Below are 5,298 nucleotides of genomic sequence, written 5' to 3'. Positions count from 1 at the left end.
TATTGCAGGTTAAGATTAATCGGTCTGGTGTCCCCGTAGCGAAGCTGCGTGGCCACCAGAGCTAGCACAGAGGACACTCGCTTTTCAGATTGGCTTATCATAATTTTTTGTGGCTTTACCTGCGACAGCTGGGCTTTCAGTTCCGTTGCCTTTTGTTCCGCCTGTGACAGCTGATTGGCAAACTGTACCTTACGGGCGGAAGCAGACAGCTGCGCCGATTGCCGCATCCCATCAAGCAATAGCTTTGACTGGCTGCCGGTTTGTCGCAACTTGTTTCCCTGTGCAGCACGCTGCTGGGCTTTTTCCAAGTTTCGCTGATACTGCTTGCGAATTTGCAATACCTGCTTTTCAGCGTTGGCCACAGAGCGCTCAATTGCTGCGTGTTGTAGATCTTTTTGCCGGGCGTAGGAAGTATAACTCCCCCCATAATGTCGAATTCCCTCTGCAGTTAACTCCATGATCTCATCGACATGTTCGAGCAGCAGCCGATCATGGCTGATCAGCAAGATCCCGCCATCAAATGCACCCATTTGTTCAATCAGCCATTGCCGACCAGCGCGATCCAGATGGTTTGAAGGTTCATCGAGGATCAAATAATCATAGTCGGCACCAAAGAGCTGCCATAACATCAACCGGGTTAGCTCCCCGCCGCTCAATCTACAACATGGCTTGAAGAGCTCTGGGGGCAAACCCATCTTTTGAAGCTGAAGGCAAAGTGCGTCCCCGGCTCCCCAGTCATCACCGACCATATCGAAATCAGCTTGATCACAACTGCCAAGCTCGATTCGCGCCAACGCTTTCAGCTTGGCTGATATACCAAGAAAATCAGCGATTGTGCCGAGTTCCCGGCGCTCTTGGTTCCGGGTTATCTGCGAGAAATAGCCGACCTTTACATTACAGACCACCTTACCGCTTTCCGGTATACGATCACCGACCAGCACGCTGGCCAGCACAGACTTGCCGACACCATTGCGCCCGACCAATCCGGTGATCTGACTTCCCAAAGAAAAACTAATATTACTGAACAGCGGTTCGCCATTGTTATGGCTAACTGCAAGAGACTGCACCAAAATTGGCGAGTGAATTAAGGTCATATAACCTCCTGAAACAATTCAGGGGCAATGGGTAACCGTCTGATGCGATCCGTATACGAATCGAAATGACATTTGAGTAAGGCTGATTACCGGCAGTCGCCACCAGCCCTAAGCAGGAGGCAACACAATTAACTGGCAATAGCAGAGACGAAGTTACGCCCACTAACCCTGAGGATCCAAAAAAAAGAATAAAAGGATGTCAGGTGTTAGTTGTTCATCGTGGCGTAAACTCCTTATGAAATGATGGCGCTATTCTATACAGCCCCAATAGCCGTTTTCAATCTTTGAATTTCCTGGCAGCAGAAAATTAAGGTCAAATCACACTCTGTGACAGCGTGCCCTTATCCTGATTGCGATAACCGCTATTCCCAAATACAGTTATAGCCAAAACAGTAAATGGAAGTACCGTATGTCGCATCAGGAAAATATGCATCTTGCCCTCATAGAGGATGATGACATCGTTCGACAGGCCACCAGCCAGTGGCTGCAACTGGCCGGTTACCAAGTGCTGGAATTTGCCAATGGGCAATCAGCCCTCGACAATATTCCCGAACAGTTTCCGGGCATCATCATCAGCGATGTTAGATTACCCGATATAGACGGTATGGCACTGCTTCCCCAACTCCTGATACGTAACCCATCCATTCCAGTGATCCTGATCACCGGCCATGGAGACGTCGATATGGCGGTAAAAGCCCTGCATGAAGGGGCCTTCGATTTTGTCGAAAAGCCTTTTAATCCGGAACGACTACTTGAAACCGTCGCCAGGGCACAAGAGAAAAGGCAAACCCAGGTGAATTCCGATGAAAGAGAGCGCTATCTGGAACAAGCAGAAGGATTGGAAAAAATCCTGATTGGCCGCAGCAATGCTATGCTAAATCTCCGCCAGCAGCTACTCAAAATTGCTTCGATAGATACCAATGTCATTATCTACGGCGAGACAGGCTGCGGCAAAGAGCTGGTCGCCCATTGCCTTCATCAGGTAAGCCAGCGCAACAAACATGAGTTTGTACCACTCAACTGCGCAGCAATTCCGGAGAACCTGTTTGAAAGCGAGCTGTTCGGCCATGAAGCAGGAGCTTTCACCGGCGCTATCAAGCGCCGAATTGGCAAACTGGAATTTGCCGACAAGGGCACCTTGTTCCTCGATGAAGTAGAGAGTATGCCGCCGGGCATGCAAGTGAAAGTACTGCGTTCACTGCAGGAAAACACCATTGAGCGCGTTGGCGGCAACACGGCAATCAAAACCGATCTCCGTGTGGTGGCTGCGGCGAAGGAAGATCTGCAGCTTCATCCGGAATTCAGGCAGGATTTGTTTTATCGCCTCAATGTAGCACAGCTTTATTTGCCGCCTCTTTCAGAGCGTGGCGATGATATTTTGTTGCTGTTCGAACACTATACCCAGCAAGTACACAGCGGCACCCGCAAAGCAAGCCCGAGCGATCAGCAGGCGCTGCTCAGCTACCCCTGGCCTGGTAACGTTCGCGAGCTAAAAAATGTCGCCACCCGATTTGCCCTTGATAACTCACTGACTGTCGGTGAAATTCTGGCTGCCCGCCCGAACCTCACTACAGAGCCATCCAGCGCTGCCCTGCCGCTGGCAATCCAAGTCCAGAACTTTGAACGCAAAGTTCTGCATGAAACTCTGCAACGTCATAACGGCAGCATCATAGATACTATGGAAGAGCTCGACCTGCCACGTCGGACTCTCAACCAGAAGATGCAAAAGTACGGCCTCTACCGAAGCGATTACACAGAGTAACCTTGCATAGCCTGCAAAGACATATCGCTGGTAGCCAATACTAAAAAAGCGACCCGGAGGTCGCTTTTTCTTACGGTATCAATCTTAGATGAAAGCCAGTATCGGTGAGATACAAAGCAGGATGCCAGTAACAATAATCATATTGGTCGCCATCCCTTTATATTTGGCCAAGTGTGGTACCTTGTGTACCAGATAAGCAGGGATCAAACAGCCAACCAAGCCAAATACCGGGCTACAGATTGAAGTGAAAGACAAGATTGGGGCATTAATGGCAATCGCGCCCCATGCCAGCAAGATAATGAAAACCGTCACCAACTTGTTTACCAGGTTTTTGTCAATCGCAGACTCATCGTACTTACGCAGAAGCATATTCATACATAGGCCAGTACACGCTTCCTTGAACGCCAGGAACACGCCGAAGAACGAAGTCACAACCGCAAAGATATTGATAACAATACCAGCAATTGTTGCCCAGCTGCCCGGGAAGTAATGAGCAATAATCGCCAGTGCCGAAATATTCTTGTTCATTGCCTCTGTTGCCTGCTCTTGGCTAATCGCGAAGGTGAAAGACACAGCAAAAAAGAACACAATAACAAACAAGATAGCAAAAGCGATTTTCATTGCTCTTGATGCTTTATAACGCGCAACCTCAATAGATTTTTCATGAGAACGGTATGAAATAACCATTGGGCTTAGTGACTGAATAAAGAGGATAGAAGTCAGCGTAAACGGCAGAGTGATAATTGCATCTTTCAGCATTGAACCCCATTCACCCACCTCTGGAACGTTTGCCATATCCCAACGCGCCATAAGCAATACGCCCATAATTGCAACCAGAGATAATACTGTTACAGCCATAAAGCCAGATAGCTTGAACAGTAGCTTTTCACCTTTTGAACCGATAAAAGACAGAACACAGATTAAGGCAAGGCCATAGAAAACATTATCATTCAGATGGCCTTCGGTTACCCCGAAAGAATGCAGGTAGGAAGCACTGTCATTAGTCACCGCAAGGGAATAGACCAATACCCAGATAACCAGCATTACAAAATATAATGCCCCTAATGCCATCCCCCAGTTTTTACCTAAATAACCTGTTATCACTCCAGGATAGTCTGTACATTCTTTCGACTCTGCCAACGTATTAATAAATAGTTTCTGGAAAAGATACATCGCAGGATAGCCGATAACAGATGAAAGTAGGAAAACCCACAATCCCATTACCCCTACCTGAACAGGAAGAAATACAATGCCTGCACCGATTGCCATCCCGATACTCATGACAATCCAGCCAATATCGACACTGTCGAATTTGATCGCCTCTTTCCATTCGGCTTTGGTCATATTTGCCTTTTCGTGTAATTCGGCACTCCCGGTATCTATAATCGTCGTACTTGTATTGAGTTGATCACTCATATTATTGTGCTCCAATGTTGTAGGAATTTATTGGTAAGATCTTCATTATTATTTACACTCAATAGCACACATTAACGCCACCATAACAATTGCAATATTACGATGATATTAAGTCACACCCTGTGCTAGTCATTAATTAGAAGCATACGCTTTGAAAGAGAGAAAAAAATTTCAAAATTCTATTTCACACCTAGATAAATAGAATATTTTCACCGCAAAACCATTCACGCACAAAATGATTTTCTCCAGCTTGATTCAGGATAACTTTGAGCTAACTATATCACGGTAAACTTTTGATCCAATTCAAAAATCGAACAAAAATACAACTTCACACACACTCATTAACCACTTGAAAAACAGGATGGTCATCACATATTTATCATTCTATTAATTACAAAGCAATGTGTAACACATAAGGGAAACAGCCTCTATATTAAAAAAGTCATAAAATAGACAGGAGAAAATAATGAAGGGAAATAATATTATGGAAATGGTGAGCAGCTAAACAGATTGTGGTTGTATTAAAAAATTTTTTGTATTAATTCTAGCATCAGAAAACAGGTAAAAAAAAAGCCCGGATAATCCGAGCTTTCCTCTATTTGCTATTTATTATTCAGAAACAGCAATAACTTCAATTTCAACTTTCGCATCCAAAGGAAGACGCGCAACTTCAACACAGCTACGTGCCGGGCAATTTGCACCAAAGAAAGCAGCATAAACGTCATTGACAATGCCAAAGTCATTTAGGTCTTTTACAAATACGGTTGCCTTAACGATATCTGCTTTTGTCAAACCAGCTTCATTGACTATCGCTTCAACATTCGCCAGAGATTGTTTTGCCTGCGCAGCAACATCTTCCGGCATTTTGCCCGTCTCAGGATCTAGCGGTAACTGACCAGAAGTGTATAGCATATTTCCGAACTTTTTCGCCTGAACATACGGGCCAACGGCTGCAGGTGCCTTTTCTGTATTTACTGTTTCTACCATGAGTTCCTACTTTCAATATAGTGCCATTGTAAAACAGCG

At 45.7% G+C, this 5,298-nt stretch carries 4 protein-coding genes; 1 reads left to right on the top strand and 3 read right to left on the bottom strand.

The features are described from left to right. A partial coding sequence (locus tag MHN01_RS15560; RefSeq protein WP_239412180.1) for an ATP-binding cassette domain-containing protein occupies positions 1–1,094 on the bottom strand: 1,094 nt, incomplete at its 3' end. A 409-nt stretch (positions 1,095–1,503) separates the two neighbouring features. Between MHN01_RS15560 and MHN01_RS15555 the strand changes: the two genes are divergently transcribed. Further along, a complete protein-coding gene (locus MHN01_RS15555; protein WP_239412179.1) occupies positions 1,504–2,856 on the top strand; it encodes a sigma-54 dependent transcriptional regulator in 1,353 nt (450 codons plus the stop codon). Between the two features lie 84 nt (positions 2,857–2,940). Here the strand turns inward: MHN01_RS15555 and MHN01_RS15550 are convergent, their stop codons facing one another. Together MHN01_RS15550 and MHN01_RS15545 are read right to left on the bottom strand one after the other, a co-directional pair. Further along, on the bottom strand, positions 2,941–4,272 hold the full coding sequence (locus MHN01_RS15550; protein WP_370646510.1) for a hypothetical protein: 1,332 nt from the start codon (positions 4,270–4,272) through the stop codon (positions 2,941–2,943). A 609-nt stretch (positions 4,273–4,881) separates the two neighbouring features. Continuing rightward, a complete protein-coding gene (locus MHN01_RS15545) occupies positions 4,882–5,259 on the bottom strand; it encodes a RidA family protein (protein ID WP_239412178.1) in 378 nt (125 codons plus the stop codon). Between the last annotated feature and the right edge of the window lie 39 nt (positions 5,260–5,298).

This window comes from Photobacterium sp. OFAV2-7, from assembly GCF_022347985.1.
Taxonomy (GTDB): domain Bacteria; phylum Pseudomonadota; class Gammaproteobacteria; order Enterobacterales; family Vibrionaceae; genus Photobacterium.
This window is presented reverse-complemented; position numbering and strand designations above follow the sequence as displayed.